13 protein-coding genes are annotated in these 19,879 nt (G+C 64.0%); 9 read left to right on the top strand and 4 right to left on the bottom strand.

All coding sequences use genetic code 11. The features are described 5' to 3' along the window. Positions 1–14 precede the first annotated feature (14 nt). Positions 15–1,886, top strand: a complete 1,872-nt coding sequence (locus ACFX4T_RS08760; RefSeq protein WP_377651487.1) for an acetyl/propionyl/methylcrotonyl-CoA carboxylase subunit alpha — start codon at positions 15–17, stop codon at positions 1,884–1,886. Positions 1,887–1,961: 75 nt separating this feature from the next. On the opposite strand, the gene ACFX4T_RS08755 is transcribed toward ACFX4T_RS08760, so the two are convergent. Beyond that, positions 1,962–3,371 carry an MFS transporter gene (locus ACFX4T_RS08755; RefSeq protein WP_377651486.1) on the bottom strand — a complete coding sequence of 470 codons (1,410 nt, stop codon included), beginning with the start codon at positions 3,369–3,371 and terminating at the stop codon, positions 1,962–1,964. A 295-nt stretch (positions 3,372–3,666) separates the two neighbouring features. On the opposite strand from ACFX4T_RS08755, the gene ACFX4T_RS08750 reads away from it, so the two are divergent. The 4 genes from ACFX4T_RS08750 to ACFX4T_RS08735 all read left to right on the top strand — a co-directional run bounded on the left by ACFX4T_RS08750 (position 3,667) and on the right by ACFX4T_RS08735 (position 9,760). Further along, complete coding sequence (locus ACFX4T_RS08750) at positions 3,667–5,079, top strand: MFS transporter (protein ID WP_216926927.1); 1,413 nt, start codon at positions 3,667–3,669, stop codon at positions 5,077–5,079. Beyond that, positions 5,080–7,323, top strand: coding sequence for a molybdopterin oxidoreductase family protein (locus tag ACFX4T_RS08745; RefSeq protein ID WP_377651485.1), 2,244 nt, complete (start codon positions 5,080–5,082; stop codon positions 7,321–7,323). Next, a complete protein-coding gene (locus ACFX4T_RS08740) occupies positions 7,320–8,882 on the top strand; it encodes an FAD-dependent oxidoreductase (RefSeq protein WP_377651484.1) in 1,563 nt (520 codons plus the stop codon). The genes ACFX4T_RS08745 and ACFX4T_RS08740 overlap by 4 nt, the downstream gene beginning before the upstream one ends. Before the next feature lie 128 nt (positions 8,883–9,010). Further along, the gene (locus ACFX4T_RS08735; RefSeq protein ID WP_377651483.1) at positions 9,011–9,760 is read left to right on the top strand and encodes an MBL fold metallo-hydrolase; all 750 of its coding nucleotides are present in this window, start codon (positions 9,011–9,013) and stop codon (positions 9,758–9,760) included. Between the two features lie 101 nt (positions 9,761–9,861). Here the strand turns inward: ACFX4T_RS08735 and ACFX4T_RS08730 are convergent, their stop codons facing one another. Then, complete coding sequence (locus tag ACFX4T_RS08730) at positions 9,862–11,271, bottom strand: NAD(P)H-quinone dehydrogenase (RefSeq protein ID WP_216926923.1); 1,410 nt, start codon at positions 11,269–11,271, stop codon at positions 9,862–9,864. 130 nt (positions 11,272–11,401) lie between these two features. On the opposite strand from ACFX4T_RS08730, the gene ACFX4T_RS08725 reads away from it, so the two are divergent. Then, complete coding sequence (locus ACFX4T_RS08725; protein ID WP_377651482.1) at positions 11,402–12,202, top strand: purine-nucleoside phosphorylase; 801 nt, start codon at positions 11,402–11,404, stop codon at positions 12,200–12,202. Positions 12,203–12,209: 7 nt separating this feature from the next. On the opposite strand, the gene ACFX4T_RS08720 is transcribed toward ACFX4T_RS08725, so the two are convergent. Both ACFX4T_RS08720 and ACFX4T_RS08715 read right to left on the bottom strand, forming a co-directional pair. After that, positions 12,210–13,505, bottom strand: a complete 1,296-nt coding sequence (locus tag ACFX4T_RS08720) for an Ig-like domain-containing protein (protein WP_377651481.1) — start codon at positions 13,503–13,505, stop codon at positions 12,210–12,212. Further along, positions 13,502–14,188 carry a hypothetical protein gene (locus tag ACFX4T_RS08715; protein ID WP_377651480.1) on the bottom strand — a complete coding sequence of 229 codons (687 nt, stop codon included), beginning with the start codon at positions 14,186–14,188 and terminating at the stop codon, positions 13,502–13,504. The genes ACFX4T_RS08720 and ACFX4T_RS08715 overlap by 4 nt, the downstream gene beginning before the upstream one ends. Before the next feature lie 503 nt (positions 14,189–14,691). Here ACFX4T_RS08715 and ACFX4T_RS08710 point away from each other — a divergent pair. The 3 genes from ACFX4T_RS08710 to ACFX4T_RS08700 all read left to right on the top strand — a co-directional run bounded on the left by ACFX4T_RS08710 (position 14,692) and on the right by ACFX4T_RS08700 (position 19,864). Then, positions 14,692–16,293 (top strand): glycoside hydrolase family 68 protein, encoded by a 1,602-nt coding sequence (locus ACFX4T_RS08710; protein WP_377651479.1) that lies wholly within the window; start codon positions 14,692–14,694, stop codon positions 16,291–16,293. Positions 16,294–16,386: 93 nt separating this feature from the next. After that, on the top strand, positions 16,387–18,018 hold the full coding sequence (locus ACFX4T_RS08705) for a glycoside hydrolase family 32 protein (protein ID WP_377651478.1): 1,632 nt from the start codon (positions 16,387–16,389) through the stop codon (positions 18,016–18,018). Between the two features lie 100 nt (positions 18,019–18,118). After that, complete coding sequence (locus ACFX4T_RS08700; protein WP_377651476.1) at positions 18,119–19,864, top strand: phospho-sugar mutase; 1,746 nt, start codon at positions 18,119–18,121, stop codon at positions 19,862–19,864. Positions 19,865–19,879 lie beyond the last annotated feature (15 nt).

Raw genomic sequence — 19,879 nt, 5'->3', positions numbered from 1 at the left:
AATCCCCCATCAATATGGGCGGAACCCTCACAATCACGCTAGGCTCCTCAAGGACAGAAGGAGTCAACAACTTGTCAGCTAACCCGGCGCAGCCCATTTCCAGCCCTCTCACCAAGGTCTTGATTGCCAACCGCGGCGAAATCGCGGTCCGCATCATCCGAGCCGCCCGGGACGAAGGCATCGCCTCCGTAGCCGTCTACGCAGACCCGGACCGTGACGCCCTGCACGTCCGCCTCGCCGACGAAGCGTATGCCCTTGGCGGCAACACCGCAGCCGAGTCATACCTCGTCATGGACAAGATCATCGACGTCGCCAAGCAGGCCGGCGCTGATGGGATCCACCCCGGCTACGGTTTCCTCGCCGAAAACGCAGAGTTCGCTGCCAAAGTGATCGACGCCGGCATCACCTGGATCGGCCCCTCCCCCGAGGCGATCTCTGCCTTGGGCGACAAAGTCCAGGCGCGCCACATCGCCGAAAAGGTGGGCGCCCCGTTGGTTCCCGGCACCGCCGACCCCGTCAAGGACGCGGACGAGATCCTGAAGTTCGCCGAGGAATTCGGCCTGCCCATCGCCATTAAGGCTGCTTTCGGCGGTGGCGGACGCGGCATCAAGGTTGCCCGCACCATGGAAGAGATCCCTGAGCTCTTCGAATCGGCGGTCCGTGAAGCCACCGCATCGTTTGGCCGCGGCGAGTGCTTCATCGAGCGCTTCCTGGACGCCCCGCGCCACGTCGAGACTCAGTGCCTGGCGGATGCTTACGGCAACGTTGTGGTTGTCTCCACCCGCGACTGCTCACTGCAACGCCGCAACCAGAAACTCGTCGAGGAAGCCCCGGCTCCCTACCTGAGCGAGGAGCAGAACAAGCGGCTCTACGAGTCTTCCAAGGCAATCCTGAAGGAAGCCAACTACCTCGGCGCCGGTACTTGCGAGTTCCTGGTGGGCCAGGACGGCACCATCTCCTTCCTCGAGGTCAACACCCGTCTCCAGGTGGAGCACTGCGTTTCCGAGGAAGTCACGGGCATCGACCTCGTCCGCGAACAGTTCCGTATTGCGCGCGGCGAGGCTCTTGGCTACGAGGACCCCGAGGTCCGCGGCCACTCCTTCGAGTTCCGCATCACCGGAGAAGACCCGGGCCGCAACTTCATGCCCGCGCCCGGCACGGTCAGCACGTTGAAGAACCCCACGGGCCCGGGCATCCGCGTGGACTCCGGCATTGAGCAGGGCGACGTCATCAGCGGAAATTTCGACTCCATGCTGTCCAAGCTGGTCGTCACCGGCGCCACCCGCGAGCAAGCCCTCCAGCGCTCGCGCCGTGCGCTTGAGGAGATGGTGGTGGAAGGCATTCCCACCGTCATCCCCTTCGACCTCGCCGTTGTCACGGACCCCGCCTTCGCCCCGGTGGAGGGACCGTTCAGCGTCCACACCCGCTGGATCGAAACCGAGTTCGTCAATAACATCCCCGCTTGGACGGCCAGCGGCGCGGGTACGGAAACTCCCGACGCCGGTGAGCGCCAGCGCGTCGTCGTCGAGGTTGGAGGCAAGCGGCTTGAGGTCGTTCTGCCGTCCGGTTTGGGCGCAAGCGTCGCCGCTGTTTCCAGCGGCTCGGGCACCAAGTCCGGCAAGTCCAAGAAGCGTTCCCGCTCGGCAGGAGCCGCAGCCGCTGCCGCCGGTGGCGATGCCCTGACGTCGCCTATGCAGGGCACCATCGTCAAGGTGGCTGCCTCCGAAGGCGATATCGTGGCTGAGGGCGATCTGATCGTGGTCCTGGAAGCCATGAAGATGGAGCAGCCATTGACCGCACACAAGTCCGGCACGGTTCGCGGCCTGGCAGCAACAGCCGGCGAGACGGTGGCTGCCGGCGCTGTCATCGCCACGATCGAGGACTAAGAACCAAACTTAACGACGTCGGCCCCGCACCTTCTGGAACCAAGCAGGTGCGGGGCCGACGTCGTTAAGGGCTGCCTAGGCTACGTTGTTCTCGTAGTCCGTGTCCTTGGTCTCGCGCGTCAGCCAGAGAGCGATGAACGTGACCACAGCAGCGACGGCCATATAAACGCCCACCAGCCAGGTGCTTCCGTTGGCTGCCGACCACAGGGCGATAGCCACGAACGATGCCGGGGCCGCTCCGATCATGGACGACAGGTTGTAGGCCACAGCCGAGCCAGTGTAGCGGACGTTCGCCGGGAAGAGCTCCGGCAGGATGGCGGCCATGGGACCAAAGGTCAGGCCCATGAGGGTAAAGCCCACAATCAGGCCGACCATCGCAGCCGCCTGGCCCGGTCCAAACATGGTGAACCAGAGCGCGCCGAAGACGAAGATGCCGGCGGTGACGCCCAGCAGGAACTTGCGGCGGCCCCACTTCTCGGCCAAAGGTCCCGAAACCACGGTGAAGATACCGAAGAAGACGACGCCGATAATCAGCATCCAAAGGAAGTCGGACCGGGTGATGCCCAAGCCGGGAACAAACGCCGCAACTTGGTCTGCCGTCATCGGTTTGCCTGCCTTTTCAGCGGCTGCCTGGGCGCCGGCCAAGGTGGGCTTGGTGCCGTACGACAAGGTGAACGTGGTCATGATGTAGAAGAGCACGTACGTGGCGAACATGATGAACGTACCGGCCACCACGGGGCGCCAGTGGCTCTTGAGGGTGGCAGCGAGGGGCAGCTTCTGGACCTTCTCCTGTTCGATCACCTTGGTGAAGGAGATGCTCTCCACCAGCTTCAGGCGAACGTAAAGACCCACAATAACCAGGACCGCACTGAGGATGAACGGAACGCGCCAACCCCAGGCAAGGAACTCTTCGGCGCTCAGTGCCACGTTCATCCAGATGAAGATCACGTTGGCGATGATGAAACCGATGGGCGCACCCAATTGCGGGAACGTCCCGTAGATGGCGCGCTTGCCCTCGGGTGCATTCTCGGTGGCCAGCAAGGCTGCGCCGGACCATTCACCACCCAGGGCCAGGCCCTGGAAGAAGCGCAGGATAACCAACATGATGGGGGCCAGGATCGCCCACCCCTGCATGGATGCCGTAGGCAGGAGTCCGATCAGGAACGTTGCAATACCCATGGTCAACAGCGAGGCAACCAGGGTGCCCTTGCGGCCGATCTTGTCACCAAAGTGGCCGAAGACGACGGCGCCGATGGGACGCGCGAAGAAGGCAACACCGAAGATGGCGAACGCACTAAGCAGCGCATTGATATCTGTGGCATCGGGGAAGAAGAGTTTGGGGAAGACGAGCACTGACGCAGTGGCATAGGCGTAGAAGTCGTAGAACTCGATCGTCGTGCCGATCAGGCTGGCGAAGATCACTTTGCCCCGCGAGTTCAATGGCTTGGTGGACTCGCCTTCCTTGGACGTGGCAGTCGAAGACATGTAGTAGCAGCTTTCGTTCACACCGGCCGATGCCCCTCGGAGCCTGCCCGGCGAAGGATTATTCGAGAGTTCAATAATAGTTCCCGCAGTCCATTGACTGGACAACTAAGTCCACGATGCGGACCAGTCGAAAAGTCTCACTCTGTGGTCCGGGCCACATTACCTCACCATTGCCTCACGCACTGGTGACCCCGCCGATAGGGAAATGTCACAGCACGTTTACAAAGGGCGACGGTCCGCGAAACGCGTGAAACCTACCTTGGAAGAACAACGTCCCCCACCAAGGAGGCACTCCGTGACTGTTGACCGCACTGCAGAAGAACTGGTCCCCACCCAGTCCACTGCCACCGCCGTTCCCACCCTTGAACACCGCCCCGGCCGCTGGATCGCCAACTGGGATGCCGAGGACAAGGGCCAGTGGGAAGCCGAAGGCCGGTCCATCGCCAAGCGCAATCTGTACTGGTCGATCTTCGCCGAATTCCTCGGCTTTGTCGTATGGCAGCTCTGGTCGATCGTCGTCGTCCAGCTCCCCGCAGCAGGTTTCAAGTTCGACACCAACCAGATCTTCTGGCTCATCTCCATCCCCAGCCTCGTAGGCGCCACGCTGCGAATCCCCTACACCTTCATGGTGCCGAAGTTCGGTGGCCGCAACTGGACGATCGTTTCGGCACTGCTCCTCCTGATTCCCGCCAGCGGCCTGGCGATCTGTGTTTCCAATCCGGAAACGCCGTTCGGCGTCATGCTCCTGGTTGCAGCCCTCGCTGGCTTCGGCGGAGGTAACTTCGCCAGCTCGATGGCCAACATCACCTTCTTCTACCCTGCCCGCGAAAAGGGCTGGGCACTGGGTCTGAACGCCGCGGGCGGAAACCTTGGTGCCGCCGTCGCGCAGTTGATTGTCCCGATTGCCATCACCCTGCTCGCAGCTGGAACCGTGAACCTGCCCATGGCTGGCATCATCTGGATCCCGCTGATCCTGATCGCCGCTTTCGGTGCGTGGAAGTACATGAACAACCTCACCAGCGCCAAGGGTGACGTAGCTGGATCCGTGGCCGCACTCAAAGAACCGCACCTGTGGGTCATGGCATTCCTTTACATCGGAACGTTCGGCTCCTTCATCGGCTTCGCCGGTGTGTTCCCGAAGCTGATCAAGGACTACTTCCCGGACTTCTCCTCCATTCACCTGGGCGCAGTGGCTTTGTCCCTGGCCTTCCTCGGCCCGCTGGTTGGTTCACTCGCCCGACCTTATGGCGGCCGCATGGCAGACCGCATGGGCGGTGCCCGCATGACCATTACGTCCTTCGCGTCGATGGCCGTCATCACGTTGATCATGATTTGGACACTCCCGCTGAAGAACTTCTGGCTCTTCCTGAGCCTGTTCCTGTTGCTCTTCGTGGCCAGTGGTTTCGGTAACGGTGCTACCTACCGGATGATCCCGGTGATCTTCGCGACGTCCAGCCGCGCAGCCCGCTCGGGTGCAAGCAGTGCGGCCACCGCTCGGCTGGCAGCCTCGTCATTGGGCCTGATCTCCGCGATCGGTGCCTACGGCGGATTCGTGATCCCCCAAGTGCTCAACGCATCGAATACAGCAAGCGGCTCCTACACCCCGGCGTTCTACGGATTCGTTGGAGCCTACGTCCTGATGCTCGCCGTCTGCTGGCTCTGCTACATCCGCCCCGCCCAGAAGCGCAACACGATCGGACACATCTAGATGCCCAACGGCGCCGATACCCACTGCCCCTACTGCGCGCTCCAGTGCGCCATGACGCTGACCCCGGCTGCTTCGGCCGCCGGGGCAGCGCCCGCGACCTCGTCCGACGCAGCACCGGCAAGCCCTGCCACACCCGCATTGCCCGGTGAAGGTGCCGTGCCCCTGGAAGTTTCAGGGCGCGACTTCCCCACCAACCGGGGCGGGCTGTGCCGCAAAGGCTGGACATCGGCGTCGTTGTTGCGTCACAACGGCCGCGTCACCGAACCGATGCTCAAAGGATCCGATGGCGTCCACCAGCCGATCTCCTGGGACCACGCGCTCATGCTGGTCGCCGCGGCTGTGAAGGACACCCAGAAGCAGTACGGAAAAGATGCCGTCGGAGTTTTCGGTGGCGGCGGCCTCACCAACGAGAAGGCGTACATGCTGGGCAAGTTCGCCCGGCTGGCCTTGCGCACCTCACGCATCGATTACAACGGCCGCTTCTGCATGTCTTCGGCGGCAGCGGCAGGCAACCGCGCCTTTGGCGTGGACCGTGGCCTCCCCTTCCCTGTCACGGATCTGGACTCCGCGTCCGTAATCCTCATGCTCGGCTCCAACGTGGCCGAGACCATGCCGCCGTTCGTACAGCACCTTCAGGGCGCCCGCGACGCCGGTGGGCTGATCGTCGTGGACCCCCGCCGTTCGGCGACGGCAGCGTTCACGGGCGACGGCGGCGGCATCCATTTGCAGCCAACGCCCGGTACGGATTTGGCCCTCCTTTTAGGCATCAGCCACGTTGTGGTCCACGAAGGCCTGGCCGACACCAGCTATATCGAGGCAAACACCAAGGGCTATGCCGCCGTGGTTCGCACCCTCAACGCCTTCTGGCCCGAGCGCGTCCAGTCCATCACCGGCGTCCCGGCCACCCTCATCCGTGAGACGGCCCGACGCTTGGCCCAGGGCGCCCGCAGTGGCGGCAGCTACATCCTCAGCGGCCGTGGAGTGGAACAGCACGTAGATGGTACTGACACCGCAACCGCGGCCATCAACCTCAGCCTGCTACTTGGCCTGCCGGGCTCGGCCCGCAGCGGCTACGGCACGCTGACCGGCCAGGGCAACGGCCAGGGCGGCCGCGAGCACGGCCAGAAGGCCGATCAGCTTCCCGGCTACCGCAAAATCACCGACCCCGCCGCGCGCGCCCACATCGCCAAGGTCTGGGGTGTGGACGAGTCGCTGATCCCGGGAGCCGGCCTTCCCGCCGTCGAGCTCCTCAAGTCGCTTGGAAAGCCCGACGGCGTCCGTTGCCTCTTCGTGCACGGCGCCAATGTGGTGGTTTCGGCGCCGGACACCAACGCGGTGACCCAGGGACTCCGCAGCCTGGACTTCCTGGTGGTCTGCGACTTCTTCATGTCCGAGACGGCGGCCGAGGCCGACCTCGTACTGCCCGTGACGCAGTGGGCCGAGGAAGAGGGGACGCTGACCAACCTTGAAGGACGCGTCATCCGACGCCGCAAGGCACTTACCCCTCCCCCGGGTGTCCGGACCGAACTGTGGCTGATGGCTCGGCTTGCCGAAATGCTTGAGGCGCCCTCCATGTTCAGTGATGATCCCGAGACAGTGTTTGAAGAACTCAGGCTTGCCTCCGCCGGTGGGCTGGCTGACTACTCCGGCATCGATTACGCGATGCTGGATCGTGGCGAAGCTGCCTACTGGCCATACCCCGTGGGCAGCCAGGGAACACCGCGCCTCTTCGCCGAAGGATTCGCCCATGCTGATGGCCGGGCTGTCATGGTCCCGGTCACCCCTTCCAAGCGGGCGGTGCGTTCGTTTGCGGACGACTCACTGGCACTGGCCACTGGCCGCCTGCTGGAGCACTACCAGTCCGGTGCCCAGACGCGCCGCGTGAGCGAACTGTTGGGGTCCCAGCCGCAGGCGAAGCTTCTGATCCACCCTGGAACGGCTGCAGCGCGTGGCATTGCCGACGGCGACTACGCGACGGTGACCAACCAGCGCGGTGAGGTCCTCTGCCGGGCGGAACTTAGCAACTCGGTCCGCCCGGACACTGTGTTCCTCCCGTTCCACTTCCCGGGCCAGGAAAACGCCAACCGCCTCACTGAGGCGGTCACCGATCCCATCTCCGGCATGCCGGAGTTCAAGACCAGCCGGGTATGGGTCCGGCGGGCAGCGTCCACCACAGTGTCAGCGGCTCCAGTCGCCGTGCCTGCCGGATCCGGGCTGCCCCTGCACGCCAAGGAGGCATCATGAGCGAGCGCATTGTTGTTGTTGGATTCGGCCCGGTTGCTGCGCGGCTTGTGGACGAACTGCTTCCCGCGGTCCGCACAGGACTCGTGCAACTGCTGGTGGTCGGACAGGAAGCTGAGGCCGCATACAACCGCGTCATGGTTGCAGAACTTGGCGTCGGACGGACTACCCCTGAAGCTTTGGCCATGGCTGATGCTGCTGAACTGGAGGCCGACGGCGTTGACGTGCGGTTGGGTGTCAAGGTCAAGAGGATTGACCGCGCACGCCAGCACGTGGTCCTCTCCGACGGCACCAACGAACACTACGACCGCTTGGTGTTTGCCACCGGTTCCCGGCCCGTCATTCCCAACCTCACCGGTTTGAACCCCGATCCGGCGAGCCCGGTTCTTCCAGCCGGTGTCACTGCCCTGCGTGATCTTCGCGATGCCGCGGTACTCCGTGAAGCTGTCGCCAGCGGTAGGCGCGTGGTGGTCCTGGGTGGTGGCGTGCTTGGCCTCGAAACCGCCCTCGCCGCCGCGGAGGAAGGTGCCCAGGCAACGGTGGTCCACAACGGCCCGTTCCCTTTGGGGCGCAGCATTGACCGCGGCAGCGGATCCGTCCTGACGAGCAGCCTCCGTGCCGGCGGCGTCCGGATGGCCGGCAACGCGAGGTCTACTGGCGTGGAAACCGCTGGCCCCGGGGGAAGTTTCTCTGCCCTGCTCCTGGAGGACGGCTCAGCGATCGACGGCGATCTGTTGGTCCTCTCCTGTGGAGTCCGGCCCCGTATCGAGTTGGCCGAGGGCTGTGGGCTCCCCGTTGGCTCGGGGATCCTGGTGGACCACCACCTCAGGACTTACCACGAGCCGCACATGTTCGCGATTGGCGATTGTGCCGAGGTCCGCTGCCCTGACGCTTCCTGCCTTGATTGCCGGACGGCCACCGGCCCCTCCGGCTTGGTAGGCCCGGGCTGGCGTCAGGCCGAGTGGCTGGCTGAGTATTTGGTGGTCCTGGCACAAGACGGCCAGGAAGCCGCGGATGCGTTGGAAGCCCTGCCCACGGAAAAGCCCGGCGTCGTGGTTCTGAAAGCACGGGGCATCAACCTGGCCCTTGCAGGCGATAACCAGGCCGATCCGTGGGACGAAGAGCTTCTGGAAGCCGGGGCCGCTTCTGGCCGGGCACGCCGCCAGATCTCCCAGTGGGCCGATCCCGAGCACGGCCGCTACGTCAAGATGACCACCCGCGGCGGGGTGCTGGAGGGTTTGGTGGCCGTGGGCATGCCCCGGACTGCCGCTGAACTGGTGGTCCTTTTCGAACGTTCCTCAGAACTGCCCGCGGACCGTTCCCTGCTGCTTCGCCTGGACGGCCCGGACCAGTTGGATTCCGGTGCCACCAGCAACGATCCCCAGCGCACAGTGTGCCGGTGTGCCGGCGTCAGCGCCGCCAGCATCGAGGATTCCGTGCTGGAAGGCTGCAGCACTGTTGGCGAGGTCTCCAAGGCCACCCGCGCTGGCACGGGCTGCGGCGGATGCCACGAGGACATCAAAGGGCTCATCGAAAAGCACTTCCAGGCGACCGCTGCCTAGGGTAGCTCGCTCAGTTCGCGGGAAAGCTGCGGGATCGTGGGAAGTTTCCCTGCGTGCTCGCAGGCTTCCCGCGAATTCGTTGCTCGGGCTTGCCTGTTCCCACGAACTCGCACGCCTAGACTTTCGGGGTGAACATCACTGAACCCGCTCCGGGAATCCACTTCGTCCAGGGACCCGCGTCCAACTGGGTCATTGTCCGCGATGCCCCTGCGTCCCCGGATGAGCTGGACTACTTACTGATCGACGGCGGGTACCCGGCGGACAGGGACCTGATACTAAAGTCCATCCGCCAAATTGGACTCGAGCCAGCTGATGCCAAAGCCATGCTCATCACCCACGGCCATGTTGACCACACAGGGTCCGCAGCCTATTTCTCCCGGACGTTCGGCACGCCCATTTTGTGTTCCCCTGAGGAACTCGCCCACGTGCAGGGCAAGGAGAAGCACCAGGTTACGTTCGGTCAGGTGATTATCCGGGCGTGGCGGCCACGTGTTTTCCGCTGGCTCCTCCATGTCATCAAGGCAAAGGCCCTCCAAGCCGAACCGGCAACACGGGCCGAGGCATGGACTCCGGAGAGGCTCCAGAGCCTGCCTGGCCAGCCGGAAGCCATCCTCTTGCCCGGGCATACTCCCGGCAATGCGGCCATCCTGATCCCCGGTGCGCAGACCATTGCCGTAGGCGACACGTTTGCCAGTGGCCATCCGATCAGCACACAAACCGGCCCACAGATGCTGCACCGGATGTACCACTCGGATCCGGAGACCGCCCTCGCAGCGGCACGCTCACTGAGCACCATCCAGGCCAACGTGATCCTGCCCGGCCACGGTCCCGCGTTGCACATGCCCCTCGCTGAAGCCATCGCCGCGCTGCGCACCTAGGAACGCGAAAGCGCCCGTTCCGATGGCTCGCTGCGCGTTAGACGGTTCCAACCATCTAGTACGCAGCCAGCCGTCGAAACGGGCGCCACGGGAGCAATGAGCTACATGTGCACGTGCAGCCGGCGTGCAGCCTCCGAGATGGACCCAGTCAATGACGGGTACACCGTGAAAGCGCTGGCCACGTCATCAACGTGCAGCTTCTGCGTGACGGCCACGGAGATCGGGAAGATGAGCTCCGAAGCGTTCGGCCCCACCACCACGCCGCCAATCACGGTGCCGGATCCCTTCCGGGCGATAATCTTGACGAAGCCATCCTTGGTGTTGCGCATCTTGGCGCGGGCATTGCTGAGCAGCGAGAGCATCACGACGTCTCCCTGGTACTTGCCGGAGGCGAGATCGGCCTCGGAAACGCCCACCGAGGCGATTTCCGGGGAGGTGAAGATATTCGAGGCCACCTGGTTGAGCTTCAGCGGCTTCACGCCGTCACCCATGAAGTGTGCAACCGCGATCCGGCCCTGCATGGCGGCTACGGACGCCAACGCGAACACGCCCGTGCAGTCGCCGGCAGCGTAGATGTTGGGGGCGGTGGTGCGCGAAACGCCATCCACTTTGATGTGCCCGGACTCCGTCAAGGTCACGCCGGCTTCCTCAAGCCCGATTCCGGCCGTGTTGGGGATGGAACCAACGCACACCAGGCAATGTGAGCCCGTGACCACCGATCCATCGCCCAAGGTGACCTTCACGCCGTCGTCGGTCCGCTCAACTGCGTTGGCGCGCGAGCGGGACAACACGTGCACGCCGCGGCGCTCGAACACGCCTTCCAGCAGTTTGGCGGCGTCCGTGTCTTCACCGGGTAGGACCTGGTCACGGCTGGAAATCAGTGTGACCTTGGAACCGAGGCCGTTGTAGGCGGAGGCGAACTCGGCGCCGGTGACACCGGAGCCCACCACGATGAGTTCCTCGGGCAGCTCGTCCAGGTTGTAGATCTGGGCCCAGTTGAGGATGCGTTCGCCGTCGGGCTTGGCAGTGGGGAGCTCGCGCGGGTGTGCGCCCACCGCCAGCAGGATGGCATCGGCGTCGATGGTGCGGACGCCTTCAAGGGTCAGCACCTCAATCGTGTTGTTGTCCAGCAATTTGCCGGAACCGATCACGATCTCCACACCGAGGCGCTCCAGCCCCGCGCGGATGTCGTGGGACTGTCCACGGGCCAGATCCAGGACGCGGTTGTTGATGTGCTTCAGATCGGCGCGGGGCTTGGAGCCGCCACCGTCACCGTCGAATTTGACGCCCAACTCATCCGCCTCAGCGACGCGGGTCATGAGGTCGGCGGTGGCAATAAGGGTTTTGGAAGGCACGACGTCGGTCAGCACGGCGGAGCCGCCAAGGCCTGCCCGCTCGATGATGGTGACTTTTGCGCCGAGGGAAGCGGCCACCATGGCGGCTTCATATCCTCCGGGACCACCTCCCAGAATCGCGATACGGGGGGAACTGAAGTCAACTTGGGTGGTCACAATCCTCAATTCTCGCTCATTGCACCTCAGGCTGCCAGTCAGCCCAGCCTCACCCTCGGAGCGTCATGCGCGTCCCTACCAAATTGCCGCGCACGCAAGGTAGCTTGTACCAGTGAGTAACACTGAGCTGATGAACACAGACCCTTTCGAAGCTGCCCGGGCCGCCGCGGACTTCATTGCCGCCGAGACTGGCGTTGAGTCCCACGATGTAGCGCTGGTGCTCGGTTCCGGCTGGGCCGAAGCTGCCGACCTCATTGGTGAAACCACCGCCACCTTGAATGCCTCGGAGGTTCCCGGTTTCCACCAACCTTCCGTCGTGGGCCATGTGGGAACCATCCGCTCCGTCCTGACGAAGGAAGGCAAACGCGCCCTGGTCCTGGGCGCCAGGACGCACTACTACGAAGGCAAGGGTGTCCGCTCAGTCGTCCACGGCGTTCGCACGGCCGCAGCTGCGGGTTGCAAGACGCTGGTCCTCACCAACGGCTGCGGTGGCCTCAATGAGGATTGGACCCCGGGCACGCCTGTGCTCATCAGCGACCACATCAACCTGACCGCCACGTCCCCGCTTGAGGGCGCCACGTTCGTGGACCTCACGGACCTCTACTCCTCACGCGTCCGGCAACTGGCGCGCGAGGTGGATCCGTCGCTGCAGGAAGGTGTCTACGCCCAGTTCAGTGGTCCCCACTACGAGACGCCCGCCGAGGTCCAGTACGCCAAGCGCATCGGCGCTGACCTCGTGGGGATGTCCACGGCGTTGGAAGCCATCGCCGGACGACATGCAGGAATGGAGGTCTTCGGCATCTCGTTGGTCACCAACCTTGCCGCGGGAATCAGCCCGGTTCCGCTGAGCCACGCCGAGGTCCTCGAGGCCGGCCAAGCGGCAGGAAAGCGTATCTCCTCGCTGCTGGCGGAGATCATCGCCAAGCTCTAAAGGCCTGCTAGCCCTTTACCGGCCCTTGCGTTTGAATCGTTGGACCAACGCTGACCACTACCCCGTTGCTGGACACGCCGTCCGCTGTGGCCGTGATGGTCACCTGACCTTGCACGGGGCCTCCCCGCACCAACCCATTGCTGACAGAGGCGATGATCGGGCGGCTTGACGCCCAAGTAATGACCGGCTTCCCGGGTTTGCCGTCGCTGTACGTGACGGTGGCGGTCAGTTGGACGGTGGCGCCCGGCTCGAGTGCGTGCGGGCCAGCAGGACCCACGACGACGCGAATCACCGCATGCTCCACGGTCACCTTCGATTGCGCTTTCCATTCCGTGCCATCGGCGTCCACGTGCTTGGCTTCGATGAGCACTTGCCCCAGGCCCTGCGCGGTCACGAGCCCGGAGGCGGAGATTGTTGCGACCTTGGGGTTCCCCGTTGACCAGGTCACGCTGGATTCGGGTTTGGTGGTCCCGTCCGTGTACGAGGCTACTGCGATCATTTGGTGCGTCTGCCCTTGCTTGATCGTGAGTTCGGCGGGCTCGATCGCCAGGCCGGAGATCTTGGCCGGCGGTGCAGTGTTGACAGTGATGCGTGCAGTGGCTTCGAACCCATCCTGGGAGGCGGAGATGATGGCCGTGCCCGGAGCTGCAGCGGTGACCAGGCCGTCGCCGTCCACGGTCGCTATGCCTGGATCACGGGACCCCCATATAGCTGTGACGTTGAGCCTCCCCAGTGACCCATCGCTGTACGTTCCCTCGGCGAGGAGCTGTATCTTGCCTCCGGGGTCGGCCTCCGCATCGCCCGGAGTGATGCGCAGGGCCTTCAGCGAGGCCGTTCCCGGCGTGGTGACCGTGAGCTCGAAGCGTCCGGAGACGCCGTCGACCGTTGCTGTCAGGCCGGCAACGCCCGGCGCAACCGCTGTCGCCTTGCCGTCTGCGCTGATTCCGGCCACCGCAAGGTTGTCCGAGGCCCACTCAACGCCGTCTTGCAGCGGACTGTGTGAGCCATCGCTGTAGGTAGCTTCCGCGGACAATTGAAGGATGGCCTCGGGGTGGAGCGAGCTCGCCGGAGCGCTCACGGCGATGGATTCCAGCACTGCCGGTTGCCTGTCGAGAAGCACGCGCAGAGCCACCAGCCCGGCCGTCACGAGCACGGCGGCCACGATCACCACCACCCAGGCTCGAACCAGCCTTCGCCGGATAGTGGACATTCCTTCGCCCAAGGCACGGTCCAGGTCGGCCGGGTTGGTCTTCGCATGAAGCGCAGCCTCGGACAACAACCGCTCCCGCAGCGCGTCCCTCACGGCCGGCCTTCTTCCAACGCCAGGCGATTGGTTTTCTCTTCGGCGGCCGCCAATGATTTGCCGACTTCCAAGGCCGGACGATCAGTCATCCCGGCAATCTCGCCAACGGTCAGGTTTGCGAAGACATGAAGCACGACGGCGACCCGCTCGTCGTACGACAACCTCGCCAATGGACTCTTGCCGTTCTTTGTCTTGGGTCCCTTGGTCCCCTTCGTCTTGCCTTCACGGCTCTGCAGCCAGTGTTCGTGTTTCTTCAGGAGTTCCACGAACACGCACAGCGTGTAGACACGCAGCTGGGGCGTCACTGGCCCCTTCCACGCGTTCGTCGACTGGGACCACGCCGCCTCCAGCAAGCGACGGGCAGTTTCCGGGTTGTCGCAGAGCAAGTGGGCACAGTACTCCATGTCCCCCTTCTGCCGTTCGAAGACGCTGCGGAGCTCGTCCTCGCGGTCTTTGAGTGCAGGCGCCAGCTTGATGCTGGGGGAAGCTCCCAGCTCGATTTCCCGGATAGCGGGCATGAGGACGGCCACGGCGAAGGTCAGCAGGCCTGCACCAATGGGAAGGGCGGACAAAAGATCCGGAACCAACCAGCCCGCCACGATCGCTGCCACAGCCAGGACCGCGAGCACGAGGCGCAATGGAGTCAGGGAGGACCGCCAACGGCGCTTTGGTAACTCACACATGCAGCACCAGCTCACAACAGGCGGGGTCCGGTTCGCAGGGGTGCTCCGGAATCGCTACCACATTTTACGTCCACCGATTGGACTTTTAGAAGGAGTTTCCCGCCGAGCACTGCCGCATAGGCCAGGAATGGTAGAGCGTCAAGTCAAACGGAGCCCACGTAAACGCACAGTGAATTCTCAGAATAAGTCAGTTTTATTTCGAAACATTTGATCCAGCGGCCAGGCTGTGGCACGCGCGCGCAATGGAAATGTAAACGCTTGCACACATATGTCTGACAAGTGCTTTTGCGTCCGTGAAATGTTGTTTGATTTGGGCCTCACACGTGTTTAGCGTGGGAGTCGTTCCGGTAAGTCGACGTACTGGAACCGCCGCGGCGAGAACCCCATAAGGGACCGCCGCACCTCGAAACGATGGCGTCCCTCGAAGACGCCTTCAGCGGATCGATGGACGCCGGAGTTGATAAGCACTCCACGAAGTCCAACACTCCGCGAGAAGAGCAAGCATGAACACGCACTCAACCCCAACACGGCCGCGCCGCCGTCTGCGACAGGCAGCAGCCCTCGCAGCCGCAGCCAGCGTTGCCGGCAGCATCCTGCTGGTGACCCCGGCCGCCCAGGCCAACCTGCCGGCCGACCCGCCGTCGAGCACCATGCCGGCCCCCACCCCCGGCTTCCCGCTCCCCAGCCTCCACACGCAGGAGGCGTACGACCCGGCGGCCGACTTTACGTCCAAATGGACCCGCGCCGACGCAAAGCAGATCATGGCACAAAGCAACACCAACGTTGCTCCGGGCCAGAACTCCATGAGCCCCGACGTCACCATGCCGGAAATCCCCAAGGATTTCCCCGCCATGAACGACGACGTCTGGGTGTGGGACACCTGGTCCCTGACGGACGAGAACGCGAACCAGATCAGCTACAAGGGCTGGGACGTCATCTTCTCCCTGGTTGCTGACCGGCACGCAGGCTACGGCTTCGACCAGCGCCACTGGAACGCCCGGATCGGGTACTTCTTCCGCAAGACCAACGCTGATCCCGCAAAGGACAAGTGGAACTACGGCGGACACCTGTTCCTGGACAACACGTCCATCGGCAACACGGAATGGTCCGGCTCCACGCGCCTCATGCAGGGCAACAAGATCAACGTCTTCTACACGGCCACCACGTTCTACGACGTCGCTGAGCGCAATGCAGGCGGCGGCGGAATTGCCCCGGATGCTGTCATTGCCAAGGCCCTGGGCAACATCCACGCCAACCAGGACGGCGTGACCTTCGACGGCTTCGAGCACACCAAGCTCCTTGAGCCGGACGGAAAGCTGTACCAGAACAAGGCCCAGAACCCGGGCTTCGCGTTCCGTGACCCCTACACCTTCGCGGACCCGGCCCACCCGGGCAAGACCTTCATGGTCTTCGAAGGCAACACCGGCGGCACCCGCGGTGACTACAAGTGCAAGCAGGAAGACCTCGGCTACCGCCCGGGCGATCCCCACGCCGAAACCTTGGACCAGGTCAACACCACCACCGGCGCCTGGTACCAGACCGCGAATGTTGGCCTGGCAGTGGCCGACAACAAGGACCTGACCAAGTGGAGCTTCCTGCCCCCGATCCTGTCCGCGAACTGCGTCAACGACCAAACTGAGCGTCCGCAGATCTTCATCCAGAACGAAAACGGCAAGAACAAGTACTACCTGTTCACCATCAGCCACCAGTTCACCTACGCGGATGGCATGCGCGGCCCGGACGGCGTCTACGGTTTCGTGGGTAACGGCGTTCGCTCCGACTTCCAGCCGGTGAACAACAGCGGCCTGGCCCTGGGCTCCCCCACGGACCTGAACATGCCGGCCAACGCGCCGGAGGGTCCGGACCCGCGCCAGAACGGTCGCCAGTTCCAGGCTTACTCGCACTACGTACAGCCTGGCGGCCTCGTGCAGTCGTTCATCGACAACGTGGACGGCGTCCGCGGCGGCTCCCTGTCCCCCACCGTGAAGATGAACTTCCAGGGTGGCGTGACGCAGGTTGACCGCACCTTCGGCAAGAACGGCCTCGGCCCGTTCGGCTACCTGCCCACCAACCTCCGTGTTGGCGGCGAAGGCCTCTACAAGTAGGCCGCACCACCCTCGGCCGTAAGGCCACGGCAGGGGTGCAGGCTCCACAAGGGCCGGCACCCCTGCCACCCCCCAACCCCAGGATTTCTCCCCATGACTTACCCCAATCCCCGCCTTTCCCGCCGCCACCTGCTGGCCGCAAGTGCCGCCGTCGTGGTCGCGTTTTCCGCTGCCGCTTGCACTGCTCCAGCACCGGAAAGCCCGACGCCGGCCCCCGCCCCGGGCGGGCACCGGCCATCCGCTTCAGATCCGTGGCGGCCCGCAGTCCACCTGACGGCTGAAAAGAACTGGCTCAACGACCCCAACGGCCTCGTCTACCATGACGGGACCTACCACGCTTTCTACCAGTACAACCCTCGCGGGAACTCATGGGGCAACATGTCCTGGGGCCACTCCACCAGCAAGGACCTGGTGCACTGGGAACAGCAGCCTGTTGCCATGGAGGCGAGCCCGCAGGAGGAAATCTTCTCCGGCTCGATCGTGATGGATAAGAACAACGCCTCGGGACTGGGGACTGCGCAGAACCCACCCATGGTGGCCCTCTACACCAGTGCATATGGAAAGAACGGCGCGCTCCCCCAAGGTTCCCAGGCCCAGTCCGTCGCTTTCAGCGTGGACAACGGAAGCACCTGGCAGAAGTACAAGGGCAACCCCGTCCTGAACCTGGCGCCTACCAACAACAACTTCCGCGACCCCAAGATCACGTGGTACGAGCCCGGCCGGTACTGGGTGATGACCACGGTGGTGGCGGACGCGCAGGTAGTGAAGATGTTCAAATCCACGGATCTCCTCCACTGGGACTTCCTCAGTGATTTCTCCGGGGTCGGTGCCCAAGGCGGACTCTGGGAGGTGCCGGAACTCGTCCAGATGGACGTAGAGGACTCCACCGCGAAGAAGTGGGTCATGCTGCTGAGCATCAACCCCGGCGGCATCGCAGGTGGCTCAGGCATGCAGTACTTCGTCGGCGAATTCGATGGCACCCGCTTCACGGCCGAAAACGCCGCGCCCGCCGATGCTCCACTCAGCGAATCCCAGTGGCTGGACCATGGCGCCGACTACTACGCGGCAAACTCCATCTCCGGAGCGCCCGGCGGCAAGCCCGTGCTCCTTGGCTGGATGGGCAATTGGGACTACGCCCAACACGTTCCCACCACGCCCTGGCGCGGGTCCATGGCAATCCCCCGCGAACTCACCCTGGTCCGGGGCCAGAAACGGCTCGAACTGCGGTCAGCAATTGCCGGCGTGGCGCGGGAAGCTCTTGAACGCTCAGGTGAGGTGAAGAGCAAAAACCTCACCGTCGGGCCGGAGGCGCAGGATCTTGGCGCCGATTTTGCCAGCCGTACGCAGCTCATTGAGCTGGAAATGGACCTTACCTCTGCGCGGGAAGCAGGAATTCTTCTTCGTCGCTCCGCTGACGGCAGCGCTAGCCTGCGTATCTCCTACAACAAGGAAAAGCGCACGGTAAGGGTTGACCGTTCCAAGGCCGGCACCAGCAACTTCTCCGAGAAATTCAGTCCCTACCACGAGGTTGCCCTGCCCGCCTCCGGCAGCGATGGCAAGGTTCGCCTGCGCATCCTCCTGGATTCCTCGTCCGTGGAGGTCTTCGCCCAGGATGGTGCAGCGGTTATTTCGGACACCTTCTTCCCGGACTGGGACAACACGGGATCTTCTGTGTTCAGCATGGATGGGAACACTGACTTCACCGTCCAATCCCGCGCGCTCTAAAGCAACGCGGGGTCAGATACGGCCCATTACGACAGGATTTATGGGCCGTATCTGACCCCGCGTTGCCTTTGACGTGGGCAATGAGGATAGTTTTGTCCCTATGACATCAAGCGATGCCGCCCTTAACCAGCTGCTCACCGACGCCCGCGAATGGGCTTCCCACGATCCGGACCCCACGACGTCGGCCGCTCTCCTTGAGCTCACCGACCTCGCCAGCGGCGGTGACGCAGGAGCAGTCCAGGAACTGGGCGACAGCTTCAATGGCACCCTGCAGTTTGGCACCGCCGGCCTTCGAGCTGCCCTCGGGCCAGGTCCCAACCGAATGAACAGGGTGGTGGTGCGCCGGGCAGCGGCTGGCTTGGCTGCGTTCCTGACCGAAGTGGTGGCCGCAGCTGCGCCGGGTACCCGGCCGCGCGGCGTCGTCGGCTTTGACGCCCGGTATAACTCGGACATTTTCGCGGAAGAGACGGCTGCCATCTTCACTGCGGCCGGGATTGAAACCTTCCTGATGCCGGCAGCGCTCCCGACGCCGTTGCTCGCCTATGCGGTCAGGGCGCTGGATTGCGACGGCGGCGTGATGGTCACCGCGAGCCACAATCCCCCGCAGGACAACGGCTACAAGGTCTATCTTGGCCGGCACGCCGTGACAGAGAGCGGCAGGGGTTCACAGATAGTGGCCCCGTACGATGCCCAGATTGCGGAAAAGATTGAGGCCGTGGGCACGCTGGAGTCGATCGAGCTGGCCGCGGCTGGCTGGACAGTACTGCCCGGCTCCATCGCCGCGGACTACCAGGCGGCAATGGCGGGACTCGTGGACGCAGAGCACTTCCCCGCCCGCGATCTGAAGATCGTCCTCACCCCCATGCATGGTGTGGGCGGTGAAACAGCCGTATCCGTACTCAACGCAGCTGGCTTCACGGACGTCACCCTCGTCGCCGAGCAGGCCGAACCTGACCCCGACTTCCCCACTGTCGCATTTCCCAACCCGGAAGAGCCAGGCGCCTTGGACCTGGCGCTTGCGGCAGCGGCGGAGCTGGGTGCAGACATCGTCCTGGCCAACGATCCCGACGCCGATCGGGCGGCAGTTGCTGCGGTTGACCCCGCAACCGGAGACTGGCGGATGCTGCGCGGGGACGAAGTTGGTGCGCTCCTGGGCGCGCATATCGTTGCGCGTATGGCAACCGGTGCCGGCGAAGAACCCCGGGCAGGCGTCTTCGCCAACTCGATCGTGTCCTCACGGCTGTTGTCACGCATTGCCGCTGCCGCGGGATATGCCCATGAGGAAACACTCACGGGCTTCAAGTGGATTTCGCGCGTCCCGGGACTCACCTATGGGTACGAGGAAGCGCTGGGCTATTGCGTGGCGCCGGATCTGGTCCGGGACAAGGACGGCATCTCGGCGGCGGTGCTGATCGCGGAATTGGCGGCAACTGCAAAGGCCGACGGCAAGACGATTTTCGACACCCTGGATGAGCTGTACCTGGTGCACGGGCTTCATGCGAGTGACCAGTTGAGCATCCGTGTGGCGGACCTGGGGCTCCTGGACGCCATGATGAACCGCTTGCGGGTCAACCCGCCGGAAGCGTTTGGAGGCTCCGGCGTCGAGGTTTTCACCGATCTTGCCGAAGGCAGTGAAGCTTTGCCGCCCACGGACGGGCTTTTGTACCTCACGCGGGACCAGAGCCGCGTGATCATCCGGCCCAGCGGCACGGAACCAAAGCTAAAGTGCTACCTGGAGGTCATCCAGGCGGTGGAGTCGGCGGCAGAGCTTCCCGCTGCACGCCAAGCAGCGCGGACATCCCTGGACGATGTCCTTGGGGATGTCCGCGAAGCGTTGGGCTTGTAGCCGCCGGAGTCTGGC

The sequence above is a fragment of the Paenarthrobacter sp. YIM B13468 genome, assembly GCF_042788025.1.
Lineage (GTDB): Bacteria > Actinomycetota > Actinomycetes > Actinomycetales > Micrococcaceae > Arthrobacter > Arthrobacter aromaticivorans.
The sequence above is the reverse complement of the archived record's forward strand: the minus strand, read 5'-3'. Positions and strand labels throughout refer to the sequence as shown.

Excerpts from the sequence above, each read along its gene's own strand:
- ACFX4T_RS08760 (WP_377651487.1), top strand. The coding sequence starts at position 15 with ATGGGCGGAACCCTCACAATCACGCTAGGCTCCTCAAGGACAGAAGGA.
- ACFX4T_RS08755 (WP_377651486.1), bottom strand. The coding sequence starts at position 3,371 with ATGTCTTCGACTGCCACGTCCAAGGAAGGCGAGTCCACCAAGCCATTG.
- ACFX4T_RS08745 (WP_377651485.1), top strand. The coding sequence starts at position 5,080 with ATGCCCAACGGCGCCGATACCCACTGCCCCTACTGCGCGCTCCAGTGC.
- ACFX4T_RS08740 (WP_377651484.1), top strand. The coding sequence starts at position 7,320 with ATGAGCGAGCGCATTGTTGTTGTTGGATTCGGCCCGGTTGCTGCGCGG.
- ACFX4T_RS08725 (WP_377651482.1), top strand. The coding sequence starts at position 11,402 with ATGAACACAGACCCTTTCGAAGCTGCCCGGGCCGCCGCGGACTTCATT.
- ACFX4T_RS08715 (WP_377651480.1), bottom strand. The coding sequence starts at position 14,188 with ATGTGTGAGTTACCAAAGCGCCGTTGGCGGTCCTCCCTGACTCCATTG.
- ACFX4T_RS08710 (WP_377651479.1), top strand. The coding sequence starts at position 14,692 with ATGAACACGCACTCAACCCCAACACGGCCGCGCCGCCGTCTGCGACAG.
- ACFX4T_RS08705 (WP_377651478.1), top strand. The coding sequence starts at position 16,387 with ATGACTTACCCCAATCCCCGCCTTTCCCGCCGCCACCTGCTGGCCGCA.
- ACFX4T_RS08700 (WP_377651476.1), top strand. The coding sequence starts at position 18,119 with ATGACATCAAGCGATGCCGCCCTTAACCAGCTGCTCACCGACGCCCGC.